The sequence below is a fragment of the Colwellia polaris genome (assembly GCF_002104515.1).
In the GTDB taxonomy this organism is placed as follows: domain Bacteria; phylum Pseudomonadota; class Gammaproteobacteria; order Enterobacterales; family Alteromonadaceae; genus Cognaticolwellia; species Cognaticolwellia polaris.
In genome coordinates, this window is sequence record NZ_NBOE01000008.1 from 100430 (window position 1) to 122289 (window position 21860).

24 protein-coding genes are annotated in these 21860 nt (G+C 36.1%); 16 read left to right on the top strand and 8 right to left on the bottom strand.

Going from position 1 to position 21860, the window contains the following annotated elements; all coding sequences use genetic code 11:
* Window positions 1-721 precede the first annotated feature (721 nt).
* The 5 genes from B6A32_RS13285 (at window position 722) to B6A32_RS13305 (ending at window position 3695) form a co-directional block, all read left to right on the top strand.
* Complete coding sequence (locus B6A32_RS13285; RefSeq protein ID WP_085304866.1) at window positions 722-1102, top strand: ACT domain-containing protein; 381 nt, start codon at window positions 722-724, stop codon at window positions 1100-1102.
* A 12-nt stretch (window positions 1103-1114) separates the two neighbouring features.
* On the top strand, window positions 1115-1459 hold the full coding sequence (locus tag B6A32_RS13290; RefSeq protein ID WP_085304868.1) for an ArsC family reductase: 345 nt from the start codon (window positions 1115-1117) through the stop codon (window positions 1457-1459).
* 16 nt (window positions 1460-1475) lie between these two features.
* Window positions 1476-2624, top strand: a complete 1149-nt coding sequence (dapE, locus tag B6A32_RS13295; RefSeq protein WP_085304870.1) for a succinyl-diaminopimelate desuccinylase — start codon at window positions 1476-1478, stop codon at window positions 2622-2624.
* 10 nt (window positions 2625-2634) lie between these two features.
* Window positions 2635-3312: a M15 family metallopeptidase gene (locus tag B6A32_RS13300; protein ID WP_085304882.1), complete on the top strand. Its 678-nt coding sequence runs from the start codon at window positions 2635-2637 to the stop codon at window positions 3310-3312.
* A 134-nt stretch (window positions 3313-3446) separates the two neighbouring features.
* Complete coding sequence (locus B6A32_RS13305; protein ID WP_233131421.1) at window positions 3447-3695, top strand: hypothetical protein; 249 nt, start codon at window positions 3447-3449, stop codon at window positions 3693-3695.
* Between the two features lie 48 nt (window positions 3696-3743).
* Here B6A32_RS13305 and bamC read toward each other — a convergent pair whose 3' ends face one another.
* Window positions 3744-4829: an outer membrane protein assembly factor BamC gene (bamC, locus tag B6A32_RS13310; protein WP_085304884.1), complete on the bottom strand. Its 1086-nt coding sequence runs from the start codon at window positions 4827-4829 to the stop codon at window positions 3744-3746.
* A 552-nt stretch (window positions 4830-5381) separates the two neighbouring features.
* Entirely contained in the window at window positions 5382-6173 is a 792-nt protein-coding gene (locus B6A32_RS13315; protein ID WP_085304886.1) for a PhzF family phenazine biosynthesis protein, read from the bottom strand.
* A gap of 185 nt (window positions 6174-6358) precedes the next feature.
* On the opposite strand from B6A32_RS13315, the gene B6A32_RS13320 reads away from it, so the two are divergent.
* Window positions 6359-6889 (top strand): glycine cleavage system protein R, encoded by a 531-nt coding sequence (locus tag B6A32_RS13320; protein ID WP_085304888.1) that lies wholly within the window; start codon window positions 6359-6361, stop codon window positions 6887-6889.
* Between the two features lie 59 nt (window positions 6890-6948).
* Entirely contained in the window at window positions 6949-7410 is a 462-nt protein-coding gene (gene bcp / locus B6A32_RS13325) for a thioredoxin-dependent thiol peroxidase (protein WP_085304891.1), read from the top strand.
* 119 nt (window positions 7411-7529) lie between these two features.
* Here the strand turns inward: bcp and cobA are convergent, their stop codons facing one another.
* The 3 genes from cobA to B6A32_RS13340 all read right to left on the bottom strand — a co-directional run bounded on the left by cobA (window position 7530) and on the right by B6A32_RS13340 (window position 10274).
* The gene (cobA, locus tag B6A32_RS13330) at window positions 7530-8360 is read right to left on the bottom strand and encodes a uroporphyrinogen-III C-methyltransferase (RefSeq protein ID WP_085304893.1); all 831 of its coding nucleotides are present in this window, start codon (window positions 8358-8360) and stop codon (window positions 7530-7532) included.
* A gap of 610 nt (window positions 8361-8970) precedes the next feature.
* The gene (locus B6A32_RS13335) at window positions 8971-10044 is read right to left on the bottom strand and encodes an AI-2E family transporter (RefSeq protein WP_085304896.1); all 1074 of its coding nucleotides are present in this window, start codon (window positions 10042-10044) and stop codon (window positions 8971-8973) included.
* 5 nt (window positions 10045-10049) lie between these two features.
* Window positions 10050-10274: a sulfurtransferase TusA family protein gene (locus tag B6A32_RS13340; RefSeq protein WP_085304898.1), complete on the bottom strand. Its 225-nt coding sequence runs from the start codon at window positions 10272-10274 to the stop codon at window positions 10050-10052.
* A gap of 117 nt (window positions 10275-10391) precedes the next feature.
* On the opposite strand from B6A32_RS13340, the gene B6A32_RS13345 reads away from it, so the two are divergent.
* The 5 genes from B6A32_RS13345 (at window position 10392) to B6A32_RS13365 (ending at window position 15697) form a co-directional block, all read left to right on the top strand.
* Window positions 10392-10988 (top strand): hypothetical protein, encoded by a 597-nt coding sequence (locus B6A32_RS13345; RefSeq protein ID WP_085304900.1) that lies wholly within the window; start codon window positions 10392-10394, stop codon window positions 10986-10988.
* 44 nt (window positions 10989-11032) lie between these two features.
* Window positions 11033-12487: a beta-barrel assembly-enhancing protease gene (gene bepA, locus B6A32_RS13350; RefSeq protein ID WP_233131422.1), complete on the top strand. Its 1455-nt coding sequence runs from the start codon at window positions 11033-11035 to the stop codon at window positions 12485-12487.
* A gap of 56 nt (window positions 12488-12543) precedes the next feature.
* On the top strand, window positions 12544-12894 hold the full coding sequence (gene arsC, locus B6A32_RS13355; RefSeq protein WP_085304902.1) for an arsenate reductase (glutaredoxin): 351 nt from the start codon (window positions 12544-12546) through the stop codon (window positions 12892-12894).
* A gap of 1 nt (window position 12895) precedes the next feature.
* Complete coding sequence (locus tag B6A32_RS13360) at window positions 12896-13288, top strand: DUF2069 domain-containing protein (RefSeq protein WP_085304904.1); 393 nt, start codon at window positions 12896-12898, stop codon at window positions 13286-13288.
* A 444-nt stretch (window positions 13289-13732) separates the two neighbouring features.
* On the top strand, window positions 13733-15697 hold the full coding sequence (locus B6A32_RS13365; RefSeq protein WP_085304906.1) for a hypothetical protein: 1965 nt from the start codon (window positions 13733-13735) through the stop codon (window positions 15695-15697).
* A gap of 86 nt (window positions 15698-15783) precedes the next feature.
* On the opposite strand, the gene B6A32_RS13370 is transcribed toward B6A32_RS13365, so the two are convergent.
* Window positions 15784-16383 (bottom strand): TetR/AcrR family transcriptional regulator, encoded by a 600-nt coding sequence (locus B6A32_RS13370; protein ID WP_085304908.1) that lies wholly within the window; start codon window positions 16381-16383, stop codon window positions 15784-15786.
* A gap of 105 nt (window positions 16384-16488) precedes the next feature.
* Here B6A32_RS13370 and B6A32_RS13375 point away from each other — a divergent pair, with 105 nt between their 5' ends.
* Entirely contained in the window at window positions 16489-17307 is an 819-nt protein-coding gene (locus B6A32_RS13375; protein WP_101685962.1) for a peroxiredoxin family protein, read from the top strand.
* Between the two features lie 70 nt (window positions 17308-17377).
* On the opposite strand, the gene hda is transcribed toward B6A32_RS13375, so the two are convergent.
* Together hda and B6A32_RS13385 are read right to left on the bottom strand one after the other, a co-directional pair.
* On the bottom strand, window positions 17378-18088 hold the full coding sequence (hda, locus tag B6A32_RS13380) for a DnaA regulatory inactivator Hda (RefSeq protein ID WP_085304912.1): 711 nt from the start codon (window positions 18086-18088) through the stop codon (window positions 17378-17380).
* Window positions 18085-19206, bottom strand: a complete 1122-nt coding sequence (locus tag B6A32_RS13385; protein WP_085304914.1) for a DUF2066 domain-containing protein — start codon at window positions 19204-19206, stop codon at window positions 18085-18087. Before B6A32_RS13385 ends, hda begins: the two co-directional genes overlap by 4 nt.
* Before the next feature lie 141 nt (window positions 19207-19347).
* Here B6A32_RS13385 and purM point away from each other — a divergent pair, with 141 nt between their 5' ends.
* The 3 genes from purM to B6A32_RS13400 are packed head-to-tail and all read left to right on the top strand — an operon-like array spanning window position 19348 to window position 21814.
* Window positions 19348-20394 (top strand): phosphoribosylformylglycinamidine cyclo-ligase, encoded by a 1047-nt coding sequence (gene purM, locus B6A32_RS13390; protein ID WP_085304916.1) that lies wholly within the window; start codon window positions 19348-19350, stop codon window positions 20392-20394.
* 6 nt (window positions 20395-20400) lie between these two features.
* Window positions 20401-21045 (top strand): phosphoribosylglycinamide formyltransferase, encoded by a 645-nt coding sequence (gene purN / locus B6A32_RS13395; RefSeq protein ID WP_085304918.1) that lies wholly within the window; start codon window positions 20401-20403, stop codon window positions 21043-21045.
* A 25-nt stretch (window positions 21046-21070) separates the two neighbouring features.
* Complete coding sequence (locus B6A32_RS13400) at window positions 21071-21814, top strand: DUF3108 domain-containing protein (RefSeq protein WP_233131423.1); 744 nt, start codon at window positions 21071-21073, stop codon at window positions 21812-21814.
* Window positions 21815-21860: the final 46 nt, after the last annotated feature.

The window sequence follows — 21860 nt, forward strand, 5'->3', positions numbered from 1 at the left end:
CACAATTGCCATAAAATAAATGAATGATTACATCTTTTTTCTAAATGCTTAAAAATTTTAGGGTGGCAAACTTAAATATAATTTGCTGGCAACGATAAATGCAATTCGGTGGCACTGATGATCGATATATCCAACTTATTAAACTTATATTAAATCAAACCCACTAATCGTAGAAAATTATTACTTTTATCTTGCCTTGTGAGTAAAAGTGCATTAATGCAAAAAAAACTATGGTTACAAATCACACGTATTATTACTCTACTCTGTGTATTCATGGTTAATAGTACGATCTACCCTGATAAAAATACGATCTTTTAGCACTTTGATTACAAATGGGATATTTTAATAACTTATCTAAAAATTATTTTTTTAAATTGCACCTGTCACTTTTTAACCAACACGATAAACAATTTATAAACAAACACTTACACAGTTAAACAATAGTTGTACACAATGATACCCACAGCTTATGTGGATATCATTAAATGCACAATTTTTAAATTAAGCCATTTAATTGACTTTATATTTAACTCTAGACATATAAATACACTAGCTTGACAGCAATAATTCATTTAATACAACCTAAGTACAGGTTAACCAGTTTATTAAATAGCAATTCAAGCATACTTGGTTGCACTGTATTGTATGATAATCGCTAGAGATCATACGTATTAACCGTTATAGTAATGCCCACAAGATTTAAATTATCAAGAAGTTATTTATGAGCAATTTAACCCTGCGCCGTTTAACTGAAACATTTGCGATTCATAGCTTACAACGTGAAAGTGCTATACCCGATGCGGTATTTAACGCGCCAATATTTTTTCTAGCCAAAACCTATGATGAAATTTCAATTGTCTTACCTGAACACATTGAAATTGACAGTGAAGAGGCTGAGCTTGGTTGGCAAGCATTTGAAGTGGTTGGCCCATTAGATTTTAGTTTAACAGGCATAATGTCAAACATATCTACAGTTTTAGCGAATGAAAAAATCAGTATTTTTGCTATTTCTACGTTTGATACCGACTATGTGCTCGTAAAATCAGATAAAATAGCAGCAGCGACAAACGCCCTTATAAAACATAATTATCAAGTAATATAATCAGGAAATAAAATGACAATACTTTATGGCATTAAAAACTGCGATAGCGTAAAAAAAGCAAAAAAATGGTTAGAGCAAGAGAATATTCCTTACCAATTTCACGACTTTAAAACTGACGGTTTAAGCGCTGAATTATTACAAGAATTTATTAGCGCTTCAGATTTAACTTCCTTATTAAATAAACGAAGCACTACATTTCGTAATCTCAGTGATGAAATTAAAAACAACCTTAGCGATGAAGTTATAAAAGAAAACATTCTAGCACAACCTACGTTAGTAAAACGTCCACTCCTTAAACATGACCAAGCATTTTTAGTCGGGTTTAAAGACAGTCAATATCAAGCAGTTTTCTGCTAGTTATAACGGTACCTTCATGACAAAACATCCAAATATCACCATCTCATTAGCCCAAGCATTAATTGAACGTCCTTCTGTAACCCCAGAAGATTTTGGCTGTCAGCAACTTATGTCTGACCGTTTAGCCAAATTAGATTTTAATAATGAAAGCATGGTATTTGAAGATACCACCAACTTATGGTCTCGACGAGGTAACACTGGCCCGGTATTTTGTTTTGCCGGTCATACTGACGTTGTGCCCGCTGGAAACCTTGACAGCTGGCTTACTCCTCCTTTCGAGCCTGTAATTACTGACGGCATGCTTTATGGTCGAGGTGCTGCAGATATGAAAGGCAGTTTAGCGGCTATGGTTGTCGCTACAGAAAGGTTTGTTAGCGATCACCCTGATCATAAAGGCTCAATTGCATTTTTGATCACCAGTGACGAAGAAGGCCCTTTTATCAACGGCACAACGCGCGTTATTGATACACTTGAAGCACGAAATGAAAAAATTGATTACTGTATTGTTGGTGAGCCTTCAAGTACCAGTAAACTAGGCGATGTTGTTAAAAATGGTCGTCGAGGTTCTATATCAGGTGAATTAACTATTCGCGGTAAACAAGGCCATGTTGCCTACCCTGAACATGTTATTAACCCTATTCATAAAGCTATGGCTGCATTAGATGAATTAAGTAAATTTCATTGGGATAAGGGTAATGAATATTTTCCACCGACAAGTTTTCAATTATCTAATATCCAATCAGGCACCGGGGCAACTAACGTCGTTCCGGGTCATTTAACTGCCTTGTTTAACTTAAGATATAGCACAGAGTTAACAGCAGAAATGATAGTAGAAAAAGTTGAGGCACTTTTAAATCAGCATCAACTCGACTATGACATAAAGTGGGTATTTAACGGCCAACCTTTTATAACTGAGCCGAGCACACTGGTTGACTCTGTTGTTCAAGCGATTAAAACTTGCTGTAAGATTACTCCTGAACTCTCAACCAGCGGCGGCACATCAGACGGCAGATTTATTGCGCCAACAGGTGCACAGGTTATTGAGCTTGGCCCTTGTAATGCAACTATTCATAAAGTTAACGAATGCGTTGCAGTTCAAGATTTAATTTTATTAACTGATGTTTATTACCAAACATTAGTTAATGCATTAACCGACCATGCCTAACAGACCTAACATGAGCGAACTTGAGTTAATATTAACCGGTAAAACTGAGCGTCATATTCATTGGTTAACGCAAAATGTGGGGATTCACCATGAAATGCTATCAGCATTCGAGCAGTTAACATTAGCTGCTAAAGCTGCCGGTTTCGAGCTTTGTATAGCAAGCGGTTTTCGTAGCTTTGATAGACAGTTGGCCATTTGGAACAATAAGTTCTCGGGTATTACTGCTATTAAAGATAAAGCTAATCAAACATTAGCGATTGAAAAACTCAGTGAGCGTGAAAAAATACACGCCATTATGTTATTCTCCGCATTGCCTGGTGCGAGTCGTCACCATTGGGGCTGCGACATTGATGTATATGCAAAAAATTTATTACCTCAAGATCAAGCGTTAGCACTAGAGCCATGGGAATATCAAAGCTCCGGCTATTTTTATCCTTTAAGTGTGTGGCTTCAAGAACATGCAAAATCGTTTGGCTTCTTTTTACCTTATGATAAATTTCGTGGTGGTGTTGCACAGGAGCCCTGGCACCTTTCGTACCTGCCACTATCGAAAGAATACAAAAAATTTTATAGCGAGAAACTCTTAGCTGAGACATTGTTAAGTACTGATATTCAGGGAAAAAACGAACTTTTACATTTATTACCAGAACTATATCAACGTTACATCATTAACACCGCTGAAGCTTAAAAGTAGCAAACAGCAAAACAGCATTCTTAACTAAAATAAACTAACAGTTTAGGTAAACATAAGATTTAGCCATAAACAGTTTCATTACGACAATAATGAAATTAGATTTATACCTGTATTTGGAGTATTACACTATGAGCACTATGAGCACTATGACCAGCATATTAACTGAAGCTTGGGTTGCACCCACCATTGTCATTATTGCCTTAGTTATATTAATTGGTAATTTAAGTACCTTTCAAAAAAGTGCAAAAACACCTTTGCGTAAAAAAAGTTTAAATGACTTAAAAGAAACCCTGCCTAGAACACAAAAATCAGCTCACAAAATGCCAACAGTAACCAAAGAAAGTGATTTAGCCCAGAAAACAAAAAACTCCGATTAACGGAGTTTTTTATCACAATTTATCGCTGAGGATAATTCATTCAACGCATTAAAATGTATCTTTAAATGACAGTCCTGATTCCATAACGTCAAATATTTTTTCTAACGTTGCTTCAGGTAATGCATTGCCTTCACTATCAAATAGGGTAACAACAGATTTATCTGCCATTTTTTCTAGTTGAAATTGGTATTTACCATTCGGTAAATCTACAACAGGCACGCTATCGCCCCAAATACTATCCCAAAAACTGGTTTCAGGTTTAACATAATCAACAAAGTAAATTTTGGTTGATTCGTTAAGATCTTTAATTGTAAAACCATGCTCTTCAAAGAACAGCGGTAAATTAGACCACAACAAGTCTTCGTCAATTTCAACAATAAACGCTGGCTCGCCAGAAACATTTTCACCTAAGCTAACAAACTTATGATTAGCGCGTAACAAACGGTTTTCTTGTTGTTTTAAACGATATTGGAAATCAACTTGGGCGATAATTTCATTCAACATGTTCATTTCAGCACGTTGTTGGTCAATTATATCTATTTTCTTACTGCCGCCTGATTTATCGGTTTTCATGTAGTCAAGTAACTCAACCACTAAAGCAACACTTCGTCCGTGCGACTTACTTTCTAGTAAGAAACGATATTTAATGCTTTCAGCAATGGTTATTTCTTTAAATAACCAGCTACCTTCTTCTACTTCTTTATGATACCAGTCTGATTTGAACTCAAAACCCTCTTCGTCGATTTGGGTTAGTTCAACGTTGTCTGATGCCAACTGTCCTTTTATGGCTTTTATGATAAAAGCACGTAAATCTTCATCGTCAAGCACTTGGTCGAACCAAACTTTAGACGCTGAGGTAGTATTTTCTGTTCTTGTAGATGCGGCAACCGGCAATACAAGCGAAGGTGCTCGTACATCAACACTAGCACCAACTGGCCCTTCATGGTTTATTTCATCAGTAACAAAGTATGTATCAACTTTTTTAGGCTTGGCTAAGCCTGAAGGTATTTTTAACGCAGGTACTTCTTTATGTTTCGCGTATTCAAAATCGCCTACTGCTTGCTTATTATTTACTGTACTACAGCTAGCAACTGCAACACTTAATAATGAAAAATAAAATATCTTGCGATTCATTAACACTCCCGAGGATACAAATCTGAATCTTTCTAAATTTAATTTTGCTTGTTATATTTATGATTAACATTTTTATTTATTACGACACGCTGTAAAAACATAAGGTCGTAAAGTTCAAGCAATACATCTATAACGCTATTTGATGACTGAAACAGGGCTAAGTTCCCTAAATCATCTCATTTATTTCATCGCTACCAAGTTAATGAGTTTATAGCTAAAATCAGCAGCGCACCATGGTACTTGCCTGAAAATACAAACACAAGATATTGAGGGTATATTTATCATAAAAAGTAACGAAGTTTTAATCGTAAGCTTTATTTAACCTTTTAGTTTTGCGCTACAACTTCTATCTTCTTCTATTTAAATACCATAAAGCGTATTTGAAACGCCAATAGGCTTATTCATTTTGTATTATCCGCTATATAAATCGTTTAAGGTTTAGGTAAGTAATATTGATTAAGCTCTGAGTTAATTTGCTTGCATTAAATATACTCAATAAAAGTAACAACCTAGTCTTCTTTAATGCCTTATTTTATATTTTTTGAAATCACACTAAACGGTAATGATTCCTTCAAGATATTGCACTGCTTTACCTGAAATATGAACTTTATCGCCTTTTACACTGCACAATAACTTTCCTCCGCGTGCAGATGCTTGAAAAGCGACTAAATCAAGTTTATTGAGTTTTATTGCCCAAAAAGGCGCTAAACCACTATGGATAGATCCTGTAACAGGGTCTTCGTGCCCGCCATTAGCTGGCCAAAAATAACGAGAAACAAAGTCATATTCAGTCGATTGGGCGGTAACGACTACATCAAAAGGCGCAAGCTGTTTAATCCATTCAATATTTTGTTGTACTGAACGAACAGCTGATTCATCTTGGTAAACCGCAAAATAAGCCTGATCATTTAGCAAAACTTCTAAGGGTTTAATTGATAAGCCATTGATTAGAGCTTCGGGTATATCGTTAACAATTTCAGGCATTTTATTTGGAAATATCATTTCAATATAACCATTACTTTGTTCTGTAACCGATAAATTGCCGACAGCTTTAGCGTAAAAGTTAATCTTCTTTACATCTTGGTGTAGCTTAAAAATAACAAATGAAGCCGCTAAGGTTGCATGACCACAAAAATCGATTTCTGTTATCGGTGAGAACCAACGTATTTCATAACTATTTGGGGCTATTTGTTTTACAAATGCCGTTTCTGATAAGTTATTTTCCAAAGCAATTGCTTGCATTAAGGCATCATTGAGCCAATCTTCGACGATAATAACCGCTGCTGAATTACCTTTAAATGCTATATCAGTGAATGCATCAATGACATTAATTTTTAATTCCATAGGGGCAACATGCTCCGCGCGTTTAGGTAGAGTAGAACTGTGCTGTTATATTTATCAGCTTACCTTGATATTTAAAAGCTTAATCCAAATACTGATCTAAATTGAACAAACATTATTCACGTTGGCTTTAGCTATGTAACATACGTTACAATAGCTTTTTTTAAATATCACAGTTAGGTTTATTGATGAGCGAGTATTTAGTTTTAACGGCCATGGGACCAGATCGTAAAGGTAGTGTTAGTGATTTAACTAAACTAGCCAGCGAATGTGGCTGTAATATTATAGACAGTAGAATGGCAATTTTCGGTTTAGAATTTACCTTAATTATGTTGCTTACTGGTAATAATAGAGCTATTCATCAATTAGAAAGTAAACTCCCCGCTGTAGCGCATAAACTTGAACTTATCACTATGATGAAACGAACTTCAGGTTACCGGGAGCAAGATTTTGTTCATCACTATCAAGTGGATTATGCCGGTATCGACCAGCCTGGCGTTTTAAAAGCTGTTACCGCATTTTTTGCTACGCGTAATATCGACATATCATCATTAAAGTCTGAAATTAATCAAAAAAACAATCATATGAGTGCATCCATTTTAATCGCACTGATGGAAGAAACCAGTATTGAAAATCTTGAAAGTGATTTTCTCCAATTGTGTGAGCAATTCGACGTTCAAGGCTGTATAAAGAAAGTCCAATCTAACCAAATAGATTAAACAACCAAATAACCGTTACACTCCTCGTGTATTAGCTAAATGATAAAGGATAATAACAAATGTTAGAAATAGGCCAACCTGCCCCGAAATTTACATTACTCGATCAAGACAGTAATTCTGTTGAGTTAGACTCATTCAAAGGTAAAAAAGTACTGGTGTACTTTTACCCAAGAGCTTCAACACCGGGTTGTACGGTACAAGCTTGTGCATTAAGAGACTCTAAATCAGCACTTGATGATTTAAATGTAGTTGTATTAGGCATAAGCCCTGATACGCCAAAAAAACTTACAAACTTTATTAATAAACAAACACTGAACTTCACCTTATTATCTGATGAAGATCATGCTGTATGTGAAGCTTATAACGTATGGCAGTTAAAGAAGTTTATGGGTAGAGAAAATATGGGTGTAGTGAGAACATCATTTCTTATTGATGAGAATGGAAATTTAGAACATATTTTTAATAAATTTAAAACCAAAGATCATCATGAAGTTGTTTTAGAGGTATTAAACAAGCTTTAAATCATCACTGGTTATTGCTTGAAAACACTCGCAAAAATATCTACACAAGTACCGACAAAAAAGGCTTAACAATTAAATTGTTAAGCCTTTTTTTCTTACCAAATAATGGCGTGAAATAATTAGCTATTATCTGAGGAAAGTTGTAAATTTTGTTGATAATTATCAGCGTCTAAAAATCCAGGCTTTGCTAGTGCAACATCAGTTAACTGGTTAACTACGTCACCAATAACAATTAATGTCGGTGGGGTAATTTTATGCTCTGCTACTAATGCTGCAAGGTTCGATATTTTTCCGCGAAAAATTTGTTGCTCGGGTTGCGTGCCTTTTCTTATAAGCGCAGCAGGTGTATTAGCATTGCGGCCATGCTTTATTAACTGCTCTGTAATACTTGGCAGAGTATTAATGCCCATATAGAACACTATGGTTTGGCTACTATCACTTAAGCTTTGCCAAGGTAAGTTCAACTGTCCGTCATTTTGCATATGACCGGTAATAAAAGTACAGCCTTGAGCAACACCGCGATGGGTTAAAGGTATGCCAGCGTATGTGGTACAACCCGAAGCCGCCGTTATACCAGGACACAGGTGGCAGCTAACACCATTTTTTAATAAGTATTGAGCTTCTTCACCACCGCGACCAAATATAAAAGGGTCGCCACCTTTCAAACGAAGTACTCTTTTGCCTTGCTGAGCATATTGTAATAAAAGTTCATTAATTCTATCTTGTGGTACGCAGTGTTTAGCTTGTTCTTTGCCAACATATAGGCGTTCACAATCAGCCGGTAAAAGCGCCATTATTTCATCACTAACTAGGCGGTCATAAATAGCAATTTCTGCTTGTTCAATAAAACGTAAGGCTCGAATGGTAAGTAATTCAGCATCACCAGGACCAGATCCAACAAGCGCTACTTCACCAGCTTGTAACTTAGATTTGCTATTTACGTTTTTCAAAACACTTATACTCTATTGATTTTTATATTAAAAGATGACGTTTTATATCGATATGGCAATATTTTGCCTTATTACAACTATTCGATTATAGAATAAAAAAAGTGAATTTTATAAACATTTTATTCAATAACTTAGTGCTAATTAACCTAAGCTATTTTAAATTTATCCAGGTTAGTAAAGGCAGAAACAACGCCAAGTTTAAGTTATAGCAAATATAATAAGTAATTGACGATTTAAACCGCCTGAAAATAATCGATTCTTTATTTCAATGAGTATTAGCAGGTTTAATAGCCGTGAGTCAGTACAAGGGGAGTGAAAATGTAAACTAAAGCCTAAAGTAAGGCTTTAGTTTTTATAGCGCAGACAAGTTATCTAACCTGAACTCTGGATAATGAGTGCTTGAAACTCAAGTGAACCAAAAGCTTAGTTAATAAAGTAAATGCTATAGCCAGGTGAACATCAATAATAGACATCATCAATGCTTCATTTTATGCCATTTCCAAGGCAAAACGTTGATGAATAGCGCGCTATTTATCGACGTTTTAACGCAGAAAATGGCTTAAAAGGGAGCATTGAGCAAGTGCTGCTTATCCAGAGTTCAGGTTATCTATTAACTCTCGGTAATGCCTTCAGCTTGTGTCGTTGTCGACCAAGCATTAAGCACTGCCTTAACAAGGGTTGCTAAAGGAATAGCAAAAAATACGCCCCAAAAACCCCACAAGCCACCAAACAATATTACCGCAATAATAATAGTAACAGGGTGTAAATTAACCGCTTCAGAAAAAAGTAATGGCACTAACAAATTACCATCAAGCGCTTGAATAATTGCATAGGCTATCATCACATAACCAAACTCAGCACTGGTACCAAATTGAAATAAAGCCACCAATAAAACAGGTAAGGTTACTATGGTTGCACCAACATAAGGAACAAGCACTGAAAACCCAACTAAAACCCCAAGTAAAACAGGATAGTTAAGCCCTAAGGTTATAAAAGCTATGGTTGATGCTGTGCCAATGATAATAATTTCGATTAATTTACCACGCATGTAATTCATGATTTGTTGATTCATCTCACTACCCACTTGCTTTGCCATTCGGCGGTCTTTGGGTAAAAATTTACGCAAACTATCAAAAAGTACACTTTTATCTTTCAAAAAGAAAAACACCATTAACGGCACTAAAATAAGATAAATCAATAATGCGACCACATTTGAAATTGAGCCAAGCGATGCTTGCAATGCTAACTGCCCCCATTCAATTAACTTATCATTAACTAAGGTAATAACGTTGCCGATTTGTTCGGCACTAACCAATTCAGGGTACTGCTCAGGCAAGGCCAATAAATAGGTATGCCCTTTGCCAACCATTTGAGGTACTTCTTGAAGTAAATTAGAACTTTGCTGCCATATCACTGGCATTAAACCTAATATTCCCACTAACGTTAGTCCGACAAATACTGACACCACAATAACGACAGAAAGACTACGAGACAAACCAAACTTTGCTAGTTTGTTTACCGGCAAATCTAATAAAAAGGCAATGGCAACGGCGACAAAAACAGGCATTAACAAACTACTAAAAAAATACACAAACAAAAAAGTACAAATTAGGATAACCATTAAGGTTACCGCACTCGGATCCGAAAAATTTCTTTTGTACCAATCGCTAAACAGTGAAACCATAATATTTATTTTTCCATTCTAATCATTAATTCAATAATATGTTGATCAATTATACGCTCTTCAAAGTAAAACCCTTGCTTTAATAACAACTTAGGAATATCTTTTTTAGACCCGTTATCGCAAATACGTATCAGACAACTATCAGTGGGTGTTAACTTTCTTAGTATTAAGCGTAAATTTACCAGTGGAACCGGACATTTATCTTGTGTGGCATCGTATTCGTAAGTCATAAATAAACTATGCGTGGTGCTTTAGTTTGATTATCTAATTTGCGACAATTGATTACAATGACATTTGGTAATTCTTTTGATGTATTTTTAATAATTTAAAGAGGTTATAGAAAATATATGAGCAAACTTTCTGAAAACCCAAGTCTTAAAGAGATTAACGCTTATAAAAATAAATTAAACTGGGGCGATATTCCCTCGATTTATCAACTAGCAAGCAATGCTATAAGAGAAATGGACGGAATGTTAACTCATGGTTTCAATAACCCTTTTAAACAATTACTCGACCAAAGCAATTGGAACCTAAAACTTGCTAAGCAATCGAGTAATATTATAGGTAAAGTAACGACAGGTAAGCCAAAAATTTCACTTTATCATAATATTAATGAACAAGATTATGAGTTACATTGTTACCCAATGAATAATAATGAACCGGTAAAAGAAGCTCAGTTTAATAACCCGCATTGTCCATTTATTGTTTGGACACCGCAAACAATGCAAATATTGTTTAAATTGAACTCATTAGTACCTTTTATTGTCTACACCTTTCAAAAAGGTGATATCGCCGATTATGCCCTTATTCGTTATGCAAACCAACGTGTTGATGAACTTATTAGCGTGCTTAGCCAGTCTTTTGACATTATTGATATCAAAGGTTATTCAATTGCTGAGTTTTGCAAAGAAATTTATCGTAAGCACTCAGAGTTACAAAGCTAAATTATGACCAACGATAATACATTTTATAAAATGGAAAACTAAATTTGTTTAAATTAAAACCGCTTATTATTGCACTTGCCTTTACTTCAATAACAACGAGTGCTTTGGCAGCGAGTGCTGAAACCAATAGAAATAAATTACCTGAAATAGGATCAGCAGGTGTCAGTGTTCTCTCTATTGAAAAAGAACGCCAAATAGGCGGTGAAATGATGCGTCAAATTCGTGCCACTCAACCGATATTGCATGATCCCGTACTAACAGAATATATCAACGATTTAGGCAATCGCATGGTGCGAAACGCTAAAGATGTTAACTACAGTTTTGAGTTTTTTGTTATTCGTAACCAAGAGCTTAATGCCTTTGCTTTTTTTGGCGGACATATTGCTATTCATAGTGGCTTGATCACAACCGCAAATACAGAAAGTGAGCTAGCCTCAGTTGTTGCACACGAAATATCTCATGTAACGCAGCGCCACTTAGCCAGAAGACTTGAGTCTCAAAACAAATCTCAACCATTAACTATGGCGGCTATGGTGTCTAGTGTTTTACTTACGCTAATAAACCCAACCGTAGGCATGGCAGCGCTTAGTACAACAATGGCAGCCTCACAACAAGCCAGCATAAATTACACGCGAGGCAACGAGCAAGAAGCCGACAGAGTTGGCATTATGCTACTCGTTAATAGTGGCTTTAACCCGCAAGGTGCACCTGATTTTTTCAACATAATGGCAGAAAAGTATCGCTACACATCAAAGCCCCCTGCCATGTTGTTAACTCACCCACTACCTGAGTCACGTATTGCAGACGCCAGAATTAGAGCACAAAACTTTTCACCTCGCCCATTAGCGCCAAGTTTAGCATTCGAGCTCACTAAAGCCCGAATAAAGGCAAGATATGAAGGCGATGCTGAAAGTAACATTATTAATTTTCAACAAAGCATAGATAAACAACGTTATGCTATTGAAGCAGCAGCGCGTTATGGCCTAGCATTATCTTATTATGAAAATAAAGACTATGAAATTGCCGTTAAGCAGCTAGAGGCTTTATTAAAAAATGACAATAGAAATTTATTTTATGCCGATGCCCTAACCGACGCCTATATTGGGGTTAAAGATTTTGATAAAGCGATTGCAATGCTTGACGAGTTAAACTTATTAATGCCAAACAACCAAGTCGTGACATTAAATTACGCGAACGTGTTAAATGAAGCCGGAAAATATGCGCAAGCCGAATCATTACTGCAAACTTTTTTAGTGTTAAGTCCGAAAAATTTTATTGCTAACGATTTACTCACCGAAGTGTATAGAAAACAAGATAAAAAAGCCTTAATGCATGCAACTAAGGCTGAAGTTTTCGCACTATTAGGCGCTTACCCTAAAGCGGTTGACGAATTGCAAACAGCATATAACTTTGTTGAAGATAACCCATTATTACAAAAACGCATGAAAGGTCGAATATTGCAACTGCAAGAACAACAAGAAAAGCTTAAACGCTTGTAAAAAATCAGTTAAAATAAGCTTAATTTGATGAACTTAAAATAATCTAAGAGAAATACATGTTAACGATTTATCACAACCCTCGTTGCTCAAAAAGCCGACAAACACTAGCACTTATCGAAGAACAGAACCATGAAGTCACTGTTGTTGAATATTTAAAAAACCCTTTAAATGTTACTGAAATTGAAACTCTGTTAACCTTGCTTAACGTTTCGCCGCTTGAAATGATGCGAACAAAAGAAGCCGAGTTTAAAGAGCAAAATTTATCTCAAGCTGATAACGCTACGTTAATTGCTGCAATGGCTGCAACTCCTAAGTTAATTGAGCGCCCTATTGTTAGTGATCAAACACGTGCCATTATTGGTCGCCCACCAGAAAACGTGCTGACATTAATGCAGGCTAAAAATTAAAATGGCAACTACACCACGCTTTTCAACCACAAGACTTAAACAAATAACCTTATTTGGCTACTTTTCATTATTATTTTATATGCCATTTTGGTTGATCATTGTTAGTGATGACACAGCGTTATCAGTACCATTAACACTGGCATTTTTTACACTACCTTTATTGTTTCCCATGAAAGGCTTAGTTCAGGGCAACCCATATACTTATGCATGGTCAAACTTTATTGTGATGATTTATTTTTTGCATAGCTTAACAACGTTGTGGGTTTCAGCTGATGAGAAATTATGGGCTGTAGGTGAACTAATTTTAGCTACCACTATGTTCATTGCTGGTAGTTACTATGCTAAATATCGCGGACAAGAGCTTGGCTTAAGTATTCGTAAAAAGAAAGAATAAACAACGCTATTCTTCGATAATTTCTCTCTAAACAAGTGGTTTGGTTTTTTAACCAAAACTAAGCACGAATCACTTGCCATTAAAAAAACACTAAAGTTACCTTTCATTAGTGTTTTTTTATCTTAGCTTACCGTGAATTAACCCATCTTCTTTCTTAAATAGCCTGATCTCTGGATAATGAGAGCTTGATACAAAAGTGAATCAAAAGCTTAGTTGGTAAAGTAAATGCTATATCGAGTTATTTATAAACGTTTTAACGCAGATAATGACTTAAAAGGGGCATTGAGCAAGTGCTGCTTATCCAGAGTTCAGCTTAAACACATTACTCTTTACTAACAGAACAAATTTGTATAAAAATAGTGCAGTATATTTATTATCTGATGACTAAAGTAAACTCAGCTACAACAGTACTATATATTAACCATACAGCAAACAAGGGCTAAAATGAATACTATGCATTTACAACCTAATATTTTCTCCCACAAAAAGTATCGTACGATATTAGCTGCTGCTGTTTTAATAATACAAGGTTGTGGAGGTGGCAGTGGCGCTAAAAATAAAAGTAATGAACCTATTGATACCTTTACACCTGTGGTAACACAAACCGGTATAATCGCTTTTAACGAAAACAGCAAAACTAATCAACCGGTTGAACTATTTCTTTACTACCCTGACGACTCATTAAATAATATAAGTTGGCAACAAACCGCAGGCAATGCAGTTGTATTTCTTGCTAACAATTCAAAAGGCATTGCTTTTACTCCTTCTTTTGCTGGTGATTACAGTTTTCAAGTAAGTTTTAATCGAAATGGTCAAAGCGAAACCCTGTCTCATTCTTTTACCGTATCAAACGAAAATAGCCAAATAGCGGCCAGGCTCGGGCATGCAGTATTAGAAGGTAACAAGGTTTCTTTACGGGTCAGCCTAGAAGATGATCTATTACAAAATAGCATTACTTGGCAGCAACTTTCTGGCCCAAATGTTACTTTTAATGAAGCCACTGATGGCCAATATGCTGTTTTCTTTACGGCACCTGCGGTAAGTGCTGATAGTTTAGTTACCTTTAGCGTTAGCGCTACAAACGGTACATCACAGCAACAAGATACAGTGGCTATATTAGTAGAAAACGCTGCAAGTATTAGTAGTAATGAGAATATCGCCTACGACACAAGGTTAGCTAAGGTTCACCCGTTTAATGCTAACTCACCCTATGCTGATGTACTGGTAGATTGTGTTTACAGTAATGCCATAGATTTTCGCACTAGCTGTCGCCTAAACGACTTACCCTTAATAGCGCAAGATACAACCAACCCCACTGTTGAAGATATAATGAACCGTGTTGTGGTTTCACATGACTGGATGGGGCAACGCTTTAAAGAGTTTTTACAAAACTTTGATCCACAAGACGACTTTAAAAATTTATTACGCGCCACCACCGCCATTGTTATTTCCTATGACGTTCGCCCTTCCTATTATTGGGTAGTTACTGGTGCTATTCATTTAGATCCAAATAACTTTTGGTTAACCCCCGATGAAAGAGACACCATCAACGAAGCGCCCGACTATCGTGCCTCATTTGGCGACAGTTTAAACTTTGCCATGCCCTGGCGATATGTTAAAAATAATGATTACGCTAGCTATTATTATCCAGGAAATAGCCGAGTAACACGCAGTGCGAACGACGGGCTTTATAATTTGGCCTCTTTGATGTATCACGAACTCGCCCATGCAAATGACTTCTTTTCCCAAAGCACTTGGCAAAACTTAAACCGCAATGATCGTATACTCGACGCTGCCGATAAAATCATACAGTCTACAGGTATACCCTCAGATTTATTAAGCCAATCATATCCGCTAAACGGCGCTGAAATGTATGGCCTGGCAAAAGTTCGCTACCAAGGCGAAACAGCAACAAGCCTTGAAAAAAGTTATAGCCCAAGTGATGTAAGCCATTTTTTCAGTCCTGAACATGCGCCACAATTTTACAATTACACCAGTAAACGCGAAGACTACGCCATGCTATTTGACGGTTTTATGATGAAAGCCCGATATAATGTTGACCGCGATATAGCGGTTACAAATCAACCTCAAAGTGAAAGTGAAGAGCACCGCGTAAATTGGGGACAACGGGGTCGTATTGGCGATGAAAACATTAAACCAAGAGTTGATTATGTAACACGCAGAATATTGCCTGAATTTACCTCTGCCGCTAGCATTATTAATAATTTATCAGCGCCAATTGCCATGGAGCCAGGTAAAACGTGGAACGAAAATTTAGCCATTAGCCCTATTATTAATCAGCTTAATACAGGCGTAATTAATGATATAAGCGCTAAAAATATCAAACAGAATAAAATTAATTTAAATGGTCAAATGTTTTATGAGAAAGCAATACCTATTCGACAATAATAGTAACGTGTTTATTAGTTGTATAAATATTTAACTAACAGTACTAAATAATTTTAAGCAGCATTTATACGCTATTAGATACAAACCTAATTATTGTTTTCTAGTGCTTTAATATAAGTGATGAAAACTTCAATAGAGTTGCATAGGACCAAAGTTGACTCATGCATTCTAGACTGAACACGCAAGCCTTGTAGATTGGTCATAAAAAAATCTGTAAGTTTTTCTACATCAACAGATTGATTTAATCGTTGATCTTTTTTGTATGCAGTAAAAAACTTAAGCATAATACTTCTCGCATGACTTAAATGTTTATTTACAACCTCAAGTAATACGGGCTCGTTACCAGCGAGCTCCAATAAACTATTTATTAGCATGCACCCATGAGATATTTTATTATTTTTGTCCCTAGAAAAGCGCTCATTTAATAGTACTTCAATGTTTTCTGACAGAGACTTTTTCATATCAATAAGTTGAAATTGAGCTTTCAACTGCTGAGATACAAAATAGTCGATTGACTTTTTAAACAGTTCGGCTTTATTGCCAAAGGCATTATATAAACTTGTTTTTGTTAAATTAGTTATTGCAGATAATTGGTCAACCTTTGTTGCATTATAGCCGTGAAGCCAAAAATATTCAGCTATAACCGCGAGCACTTCATTTTCATCAAATTGTTTTTTTTTACCCATTACAACCTCACTTTATATTGCCTTGACAAGTATTGTACCCGTTAGTACAATAATTTCAAAATGTACTAGTCGGTACAATTAAACTATAACCTTGAGATAATATTAATGAATACATTTGCACTAACAATTTCCTTAGTTGGTTTAATAATAATGCTAACGGGAATTGCACTTTATTTTTCTAAATTAATAAAAAACAAAGTACCTAAACTTCCTATAGGATTATTCTTTTGTCTGTCTGTAGGCGTTCTTACAGGTTTATATAGCCTTTACCTTGCTATTCCAAATGCCTTTTTATCGGTATTACCCATTGCTATTCCTGCCGTTTTCACTGTGTTTATAGGTAGTTTTTTTATCTTCGTTTTTTTGAATAAAAACACACCATTAGGTGATATTAAAGTAAGTATTGGAGACAAACTAATACCCTTTGAAACAAAAACTGCAGCAGACACAATATTTTCAAGTGAACAATTTAAAGGTAAAAGAACGCTGCTTAAATTTTATCGTGGTTCTTGGTGCCCATATTGTAGTCGTGAATTAACCATGTTTGAAGAAATGGACAATGAGTTTAAAAAGTTTGATGTGCAAGTGTTTGCCTTATCGGGTGACAATGCAAAACAAGCAAGTGCTCATATCAAAAGAGATAACCTGAGCCTGACCTTACTTGCTGATCCTGAATTAGAAGTGGTAAAAAAATACGGAGTAGAACACCAAAAGTCATTAGGTGCAGACTCTGAAGGTATCATGACTGTTTTTGGTTTACCTTTTCCAAAACCTTATCAATTTAAATTTAAGTCGATGTCTATTCCTACTACTATATTGATTGATGAGCACGGCATTATTAAATGGATTGATCAATCAGAAGATTATAGGTTACGTGCTAGCAAAGAACGTATTTTAAGCGCTCTTCAACAAAGTTTTAAATAAAAGAGAGATTAGCAAAGGCACTCATCCTAAATTGTATTTATCTTGAGTGTCATTGATTAATTAATAAGCATTAAAACAAAACATCTTTAATAAAAGGAATAGTAATACGGCGTTGTTCTCTTATAGAGGCTTGATCAAGTTGTTCTAACGCGGCAATTAAGCTGGTCATGTCTCGTGATAAACGATTAATTAAAAAGCTCGCAACTTCATCACTGATATACAAACCTCTTTGCTGCGCTCTATATTGCAAGGAAACAGATTTTTCTTCATCAGATAATGGTTTTACTTGTTCCGTTAAGCCCCAACTCAGTCTAGAGACTAAATCAGGCAAGCTAATATTTAAGTTCGTTACACTTTGATCACCAGTAATAATTAAACATTTATTTTGTTCAACCATACGGTTATATAAATCGAATACGCCTTGTTGCCATTTTTTATTGCCAGCAATCAATTGAATATCATCTAAGCAAACTAAATCTATATTCTCTAAACCATCGAGTACATCAACCGATAGTTGTGTGAGCTCAGAAAAAGACAAACATAAGGAGGTAATACCTAATGTGTCGGCATAGGCGCAACTGGCATGTAGTAAGTGGCTTTTTCCAACGCCAGATAAGCCAAATAAATACATACTGTGTACTTGCTTGTTGCTTTTGGTTATTTGATCAAGAAAATGGGTTAGTTGTTGCACAACCATTTGATTGCTTTGGCTTTTAAAGCTCGCGAAAGTTTCATCATCAGGTAATTGTACCGATAGCGTTAATTGCGATACTCTCTTCACTTTTTACCCCAATAAAACATTGGTATTTGCTCATTGTTTTCAGGCGCTGCCAGAGGATCAATATACCGGTTTAGCTGTTCACTCAACTTTAATGAGGCGAGTAAAGCTTGTTTTGAGCCAATTAAGGCGAGCTTAAAACGTCTATTGGTTGCCTTTGCACTGATCAATTGCACTGACTGCACAGCCGATAAATCAGCTAAGAAGTCTGACACAGCAATTAAGTCTGCTAAAGTTGCGATATTTGCCACATCTATTTCAAACTCATTACTGTTGGTTGTAGAAAGCGCATATTGTTGATAAATAATATCGGTAATGTCTGATAATGCCGTTGTTAATAATTCTTCAGCATTATCTCCAGAGTAAGGTTGACTAAATACTTGTGCATGCTCACTTTGTGCATCTGTCATTAAGCTCCAATCAACAATCAAACTGTGATTTTGACAAAGCGGACAATCTTGTGGATCTTCTGGAGTTGGCACTAAGCTCGAATTAGATAGCCTGATCACGACCACGGCCTCAGCTGAATATCGAGCTGAAGCTTGTGCTACAGGTTGTGAAAATCGCCCCCAAACATCGGTGAGTGTTAAAGCAGTAACATCGGTTAAATCCATAATAGGCATTACAACAGGCAAACCACGTAACTGAGAAAAATTATCGATAACTGCCGGTAGTAAAGAACTTGATGTTGAAGAAACTATTTTTCGTTCAAAGCCATTTTCTTCAACCAACCAAAGCATAACCTGTGGCCTTAGTCGCCCCCAAATAGCAAGGTTACTATCTTTAAATAGCTGATTAATTTTATCTTCATCAAACGAGACATTAAGTAATACATTATTATTGTTGTCACGGATATATTGATATTGAGTGACATATTTATTGTAATTTTTTTGCGCTTGATTAATTAGCGGATGGTCAATTTTTTTCCCACCAACTTTCACTAATATAGCACTCAAGGCACTTTTAAGTGCTTGGTTACGATCGTTGTTCGACTGTGACGTTACAGCAACTTTTGCGCTGTACAAATTTTCAACTTCGATAGCGCTAATATTAAGCGGTAATACAAAGCAAAAGAAAAGTAGACAATTTCTGAACATATATGGCTTAAGCATGTGTTTCATAATGAAGATCTTACCATAATGTTACTGATTTTTATCACATATAAAAAATAATTTATTTTAAAGATTTTCAGCGGGTCTTTGCGCTGATAGAATGTGCGCCTTTATCGTACAAGTAAACTAACAACATAATTGAGGTTTCCCGTGAGCGAAGAAAAACAGTCTTTAAGTTATAAAGATGCTGGCGTAGATATAGATGCAGGTAATGCCCTAGTTGAAAATATTAAAGGTGCAGTAAAACGCACTACTCGTCCAGAAGTTATGGGAGGGCTAGGTGGTTTTGGTTCTGTCTGTCAACTTCCTACTGGCTATAAAGAACCTGTACTTGTTGCTGGTACTGATGGCGTAGGTACTAAATTGCGTTTAGCTATCGATCTAGAAAAACATGACACTGTAGGTATCGACTTAGTTGCCATGTGCGTAAATGACCTAATTGTACAAGGCGCTGAACCGCTATTTTTCCTCGATTATTATGCCACAGCTAAACTTGACGTAGCTGTTGCTTCAGCTGTTGTTGAAGGTATTGCTGAAGGTTGTGTACAAGCAGGCTGTGCGCTTGTTGGTGGTGAAACTGCTGAAATGCCAGGCATGTATCACAAAGGCGATTACGATATTGCTGGCTTTTGTGTTGGTGTAGCTGAAAAATCTCGTTTATTAGACGGCACTAAAGTTGCTGCTGGCGATCAACTTATAGCACTGGGTTCTTCTGGTGCTCATTCAAACGGTTATTCTTTAGTACGTAAAGTATTAGAAGTAAATAACACCAATACTAATGACTTGCTTGACGGTAAACCATTAGCAGAGCATTTATTAGCGCCAACAAAAATTTATGTTAAATCTGTTTTAGAATTACTTAAACATGTTGATGTACACGCATTATCACATATTACGGGTGGCGGATTTTGGGAGAACATTCCACGTGTTTTACCAGAAAGTGCACAAGCAATTATTGATGGTAACAGCTGGCAGTGGCCTTCAATCTTTAACTGGTTACAAGAAAACGGCAACATCAGCGAACATGAAATGTACCGCACATTTAACTGTGGTGTTGGTATGATCATTGTTGTGCCTGCTGACGAAGTAGAAAAAAGCATCGAAATTCTTAGTGCTCAAGGCGAAAATGCTTGGCATATAGGTGCAATTGCTGACTTACAAGCTAACCAAGAACAAGTTATTATTAACAAAGGTTAATCATTAATGCGAAGCCGAATTGTAGTACTAATTTCTGGCGGCGGCACTAACTTACAGGCGATTATTGATGCCAGTAAGCAAGAAAACTACGGCGGCGAAATAGTCGCTGTAGTTTCTAACAAAGCTGACGTTTATGGGTTAACTCGAGCACAAGATGCCAACATTGCAACCGCTGTGCTTTCACATAAAGACTTTGATAGTCGAGAAGACTACGATACTGCGCTGATAAGTGAAATTAACCATCACCAACCTGACCTCGTTGTTCTTGCTGGCTTTATGCGTATTTTAACGCCTAAATTTGTGCAAAAATTTCAAGGTCGATTAATCAACATACACCCTTCTCTACTTCCTAAATACCAAGGTTTACATACACATCAACGTGCTATTGACGCCGGTGATAAAGAACACGGTGTAAGCGTACACTTTGTTACTGAAGAGCTCGATGGTGGCCCGGTAATTTTACAAGCTAAAGTACCTGTATTTCCAGAAGATACCGCAGACGAACTAGCACAAAGAGTTCATCAACAGGAGCATCGAATTTATCCTATGGTGGTAAACTGGTGCTGTACTAAGCGCGTTACTATGGCTCAAGATCAGGCATTATTTGATGGTGTAATCTTACCTGTTTCAGGTTATGCTAGTGAAGAGTAGCATTTAACCTAGAGAGTTTACCATTTTGAAATCATTAGCTTATATACCTTTATTTTTATCTTGTATTACATGTAATGTCTTGGCAGAAGATAAAGCAGCAAGCAAAGTGATACCGGCGTTTAGTGCAAAATATGTTATTTTGAACAACGATAAGTCGGTCGGTGAAGCAACACGTAAATTGAGTTATCTCGATAATGGTCTGGCAAAGTACAGTTATCATACCAATATTGAGTGGTTAATTTTTTCTGATGCCCGTGATGAAACGTCAATGATTAAACTTGAAGGAAATAAAGTTATTCCGCAAAGTTTTGAATATGTTCGTGAAGGCACTGGCTCAGATAAACATTATAAATGGCGTTTCGACGTTGAAAACAACCTTGCTATTAATGAAATTAAAAACCGCAAGAAAAATGTTGAATACCCTGAAAATATTCAAGACCCACTTAGTTACCATTTACAACATCGATTAAATTTGATTGAAAATGCCAACCAAGAGCATTTTGTTTACCCTGTTATTAAAACATCAGGCACAATCAAAAACTATGTTTACCAATATGACGGTGAAGAAGAACTTATGTTGCCTTATGGTTTAGTGAAAACCATTAGGTTAAAGCGTGAAGTCATTGAGAAAAAACGGGTTACTTATGCTTGGTTTGCACCTGAGTTAAATTATTTGTTGGTAAAACTGAATCAAACTAAAGGTGATGTGGAGCAATTTGAAGCACAATTAAAATCTGTTGCTAACAGCAATGAGCAAAATACCAAGTAGTTTGAATAAATTATAAAGGTAAGCGACTTTTTATCTCGCTTACCTT

Bases quoted from the DNA above. Each gene is read 5' to 3' on its own strand.
- B6A32_RS13320 (WP_085304888.1), top strand. From the start codon at position 6,359: ATGAGCGAGTATTTAGTTTTAACGGCCATGGGACCAGATCGTAAAGGT.
- arsC (WP_085304902.1), top strand. From the start codon at position 12,544: ATGTTAACGATTTATCACAACCCTCGTTGCTCAAAAAGCCGACAAACA.
- B6A32_RS13315 (WP_085304886.1), bottom strand. From the start codon at position 6,173: ATGGAATTAAAAATTAATGTCATTGATGCATTCACTGATATAGCATTT.
- B6A32_RS13370 (WP_085304908.1), bottom strand. From the start codon at position 16,383: ATGGGTAAAAAAAAACAATTTGATGAAAATGAAGTGCTCGCGGTTATA.
- bcp (WP_085304891.1), top strand. From the start codon at position 6,949: ATGTTAGAAATAGGCCAACCTGCCCCGAAATTTACATTACTCGATCAA.
- dapE (WP_085304870.1), top strand. From the start codon at position 1,476: ATGACAAAACATCCAAATATCACCATCTCATTAGCCCAAGCATTAATT.
- B6A32_RS13290 (WP_085304868.1), top strand. From the start codon at position 1,115: ATGACAATACTTTATGGCATTAAAAACTGCGATAGCGTAAAAAAAGCA.
- bamC (WP_085304884.1), bottom strand. From the start codon at position 4,829: ATGAATCGCAAGATATTTTATTTTTCATTATTAAGTGTTGCAGTTGCT.
- B6A32_RS13340 (WP_085304898.1), bottom strand. From the start codon at position 10,274: ATGACTTACGAATACGATGCCACACAAGATAAATGTCCGGTTCCACTG.
- B6A32_RS13360 (WP_085304904.1), top strand. From the start codon at position 12,896: ATGGCAACTACACCACGCTTTTCAACCACAAGACTTAAACAAATAACC.
- B6A32_RS13285 (WP_085304866.1), top strand. From the start codon at position 722: ATGAGCAATTTAACCCTGCGCCGTTTAACTGAAACATTTGCGATTCAT.
- B6A32_RS13385 (WP_085304914.1), bottom strand. From the start codon at position 19,206: ATGAAACACATGCTTAAGCCATATATGTTCAGAAATTGTCTACTTTTC.
- B6A32_RS13365 (WP_085304906.1), top strand. From the start codon at position 13,733: ATGAATACTATGCATTTACAACCTAATATTTTCTCCCACAAAAAGTAT.
- B6A32_RS13300 (WP_085304882.1), top strand. From the start codon at position 2,635: ATGAGCGAACTTGAGTTAATATTAACCGGTAAAACTGAGCGTCATATT.
- B6A32_RS13305 (WP_233131421.1), top strand. From the start codon at position 3,447: ATGAGCACTATGAGCACTATGACCAGCATATTAACTGAAGCTTGGGTT.
- B6A32_RS13335 (WP_085304896.1), bottom strand. From the start codon at position 10,044: ATGGTTTCACTGTTTAGCGATTGGTACAAAAGAAATTTTTCGGATCCG.
- B6A32_RS13345 (WP_085304900.1), top strand. From the start codon at position 10,392: ATGAGCAAACTTTCTGAAAACCCAAGTCTTAAAGAGATTAACGCTTAT.
- purN (WP_085304918.1), top strand. From the start codon at position 20,401: ATGCGAAGCCGAATTGTAGTACTAATTTCTGGCGGCGGCACTAACTTA.
- B6A32_RS13375 (WP_101685962.1), top strand. From the start codon at position 16,489: ATGAATACATTTGCACTAACAATTTCCTTAGTTGGTTTAATAATAATG.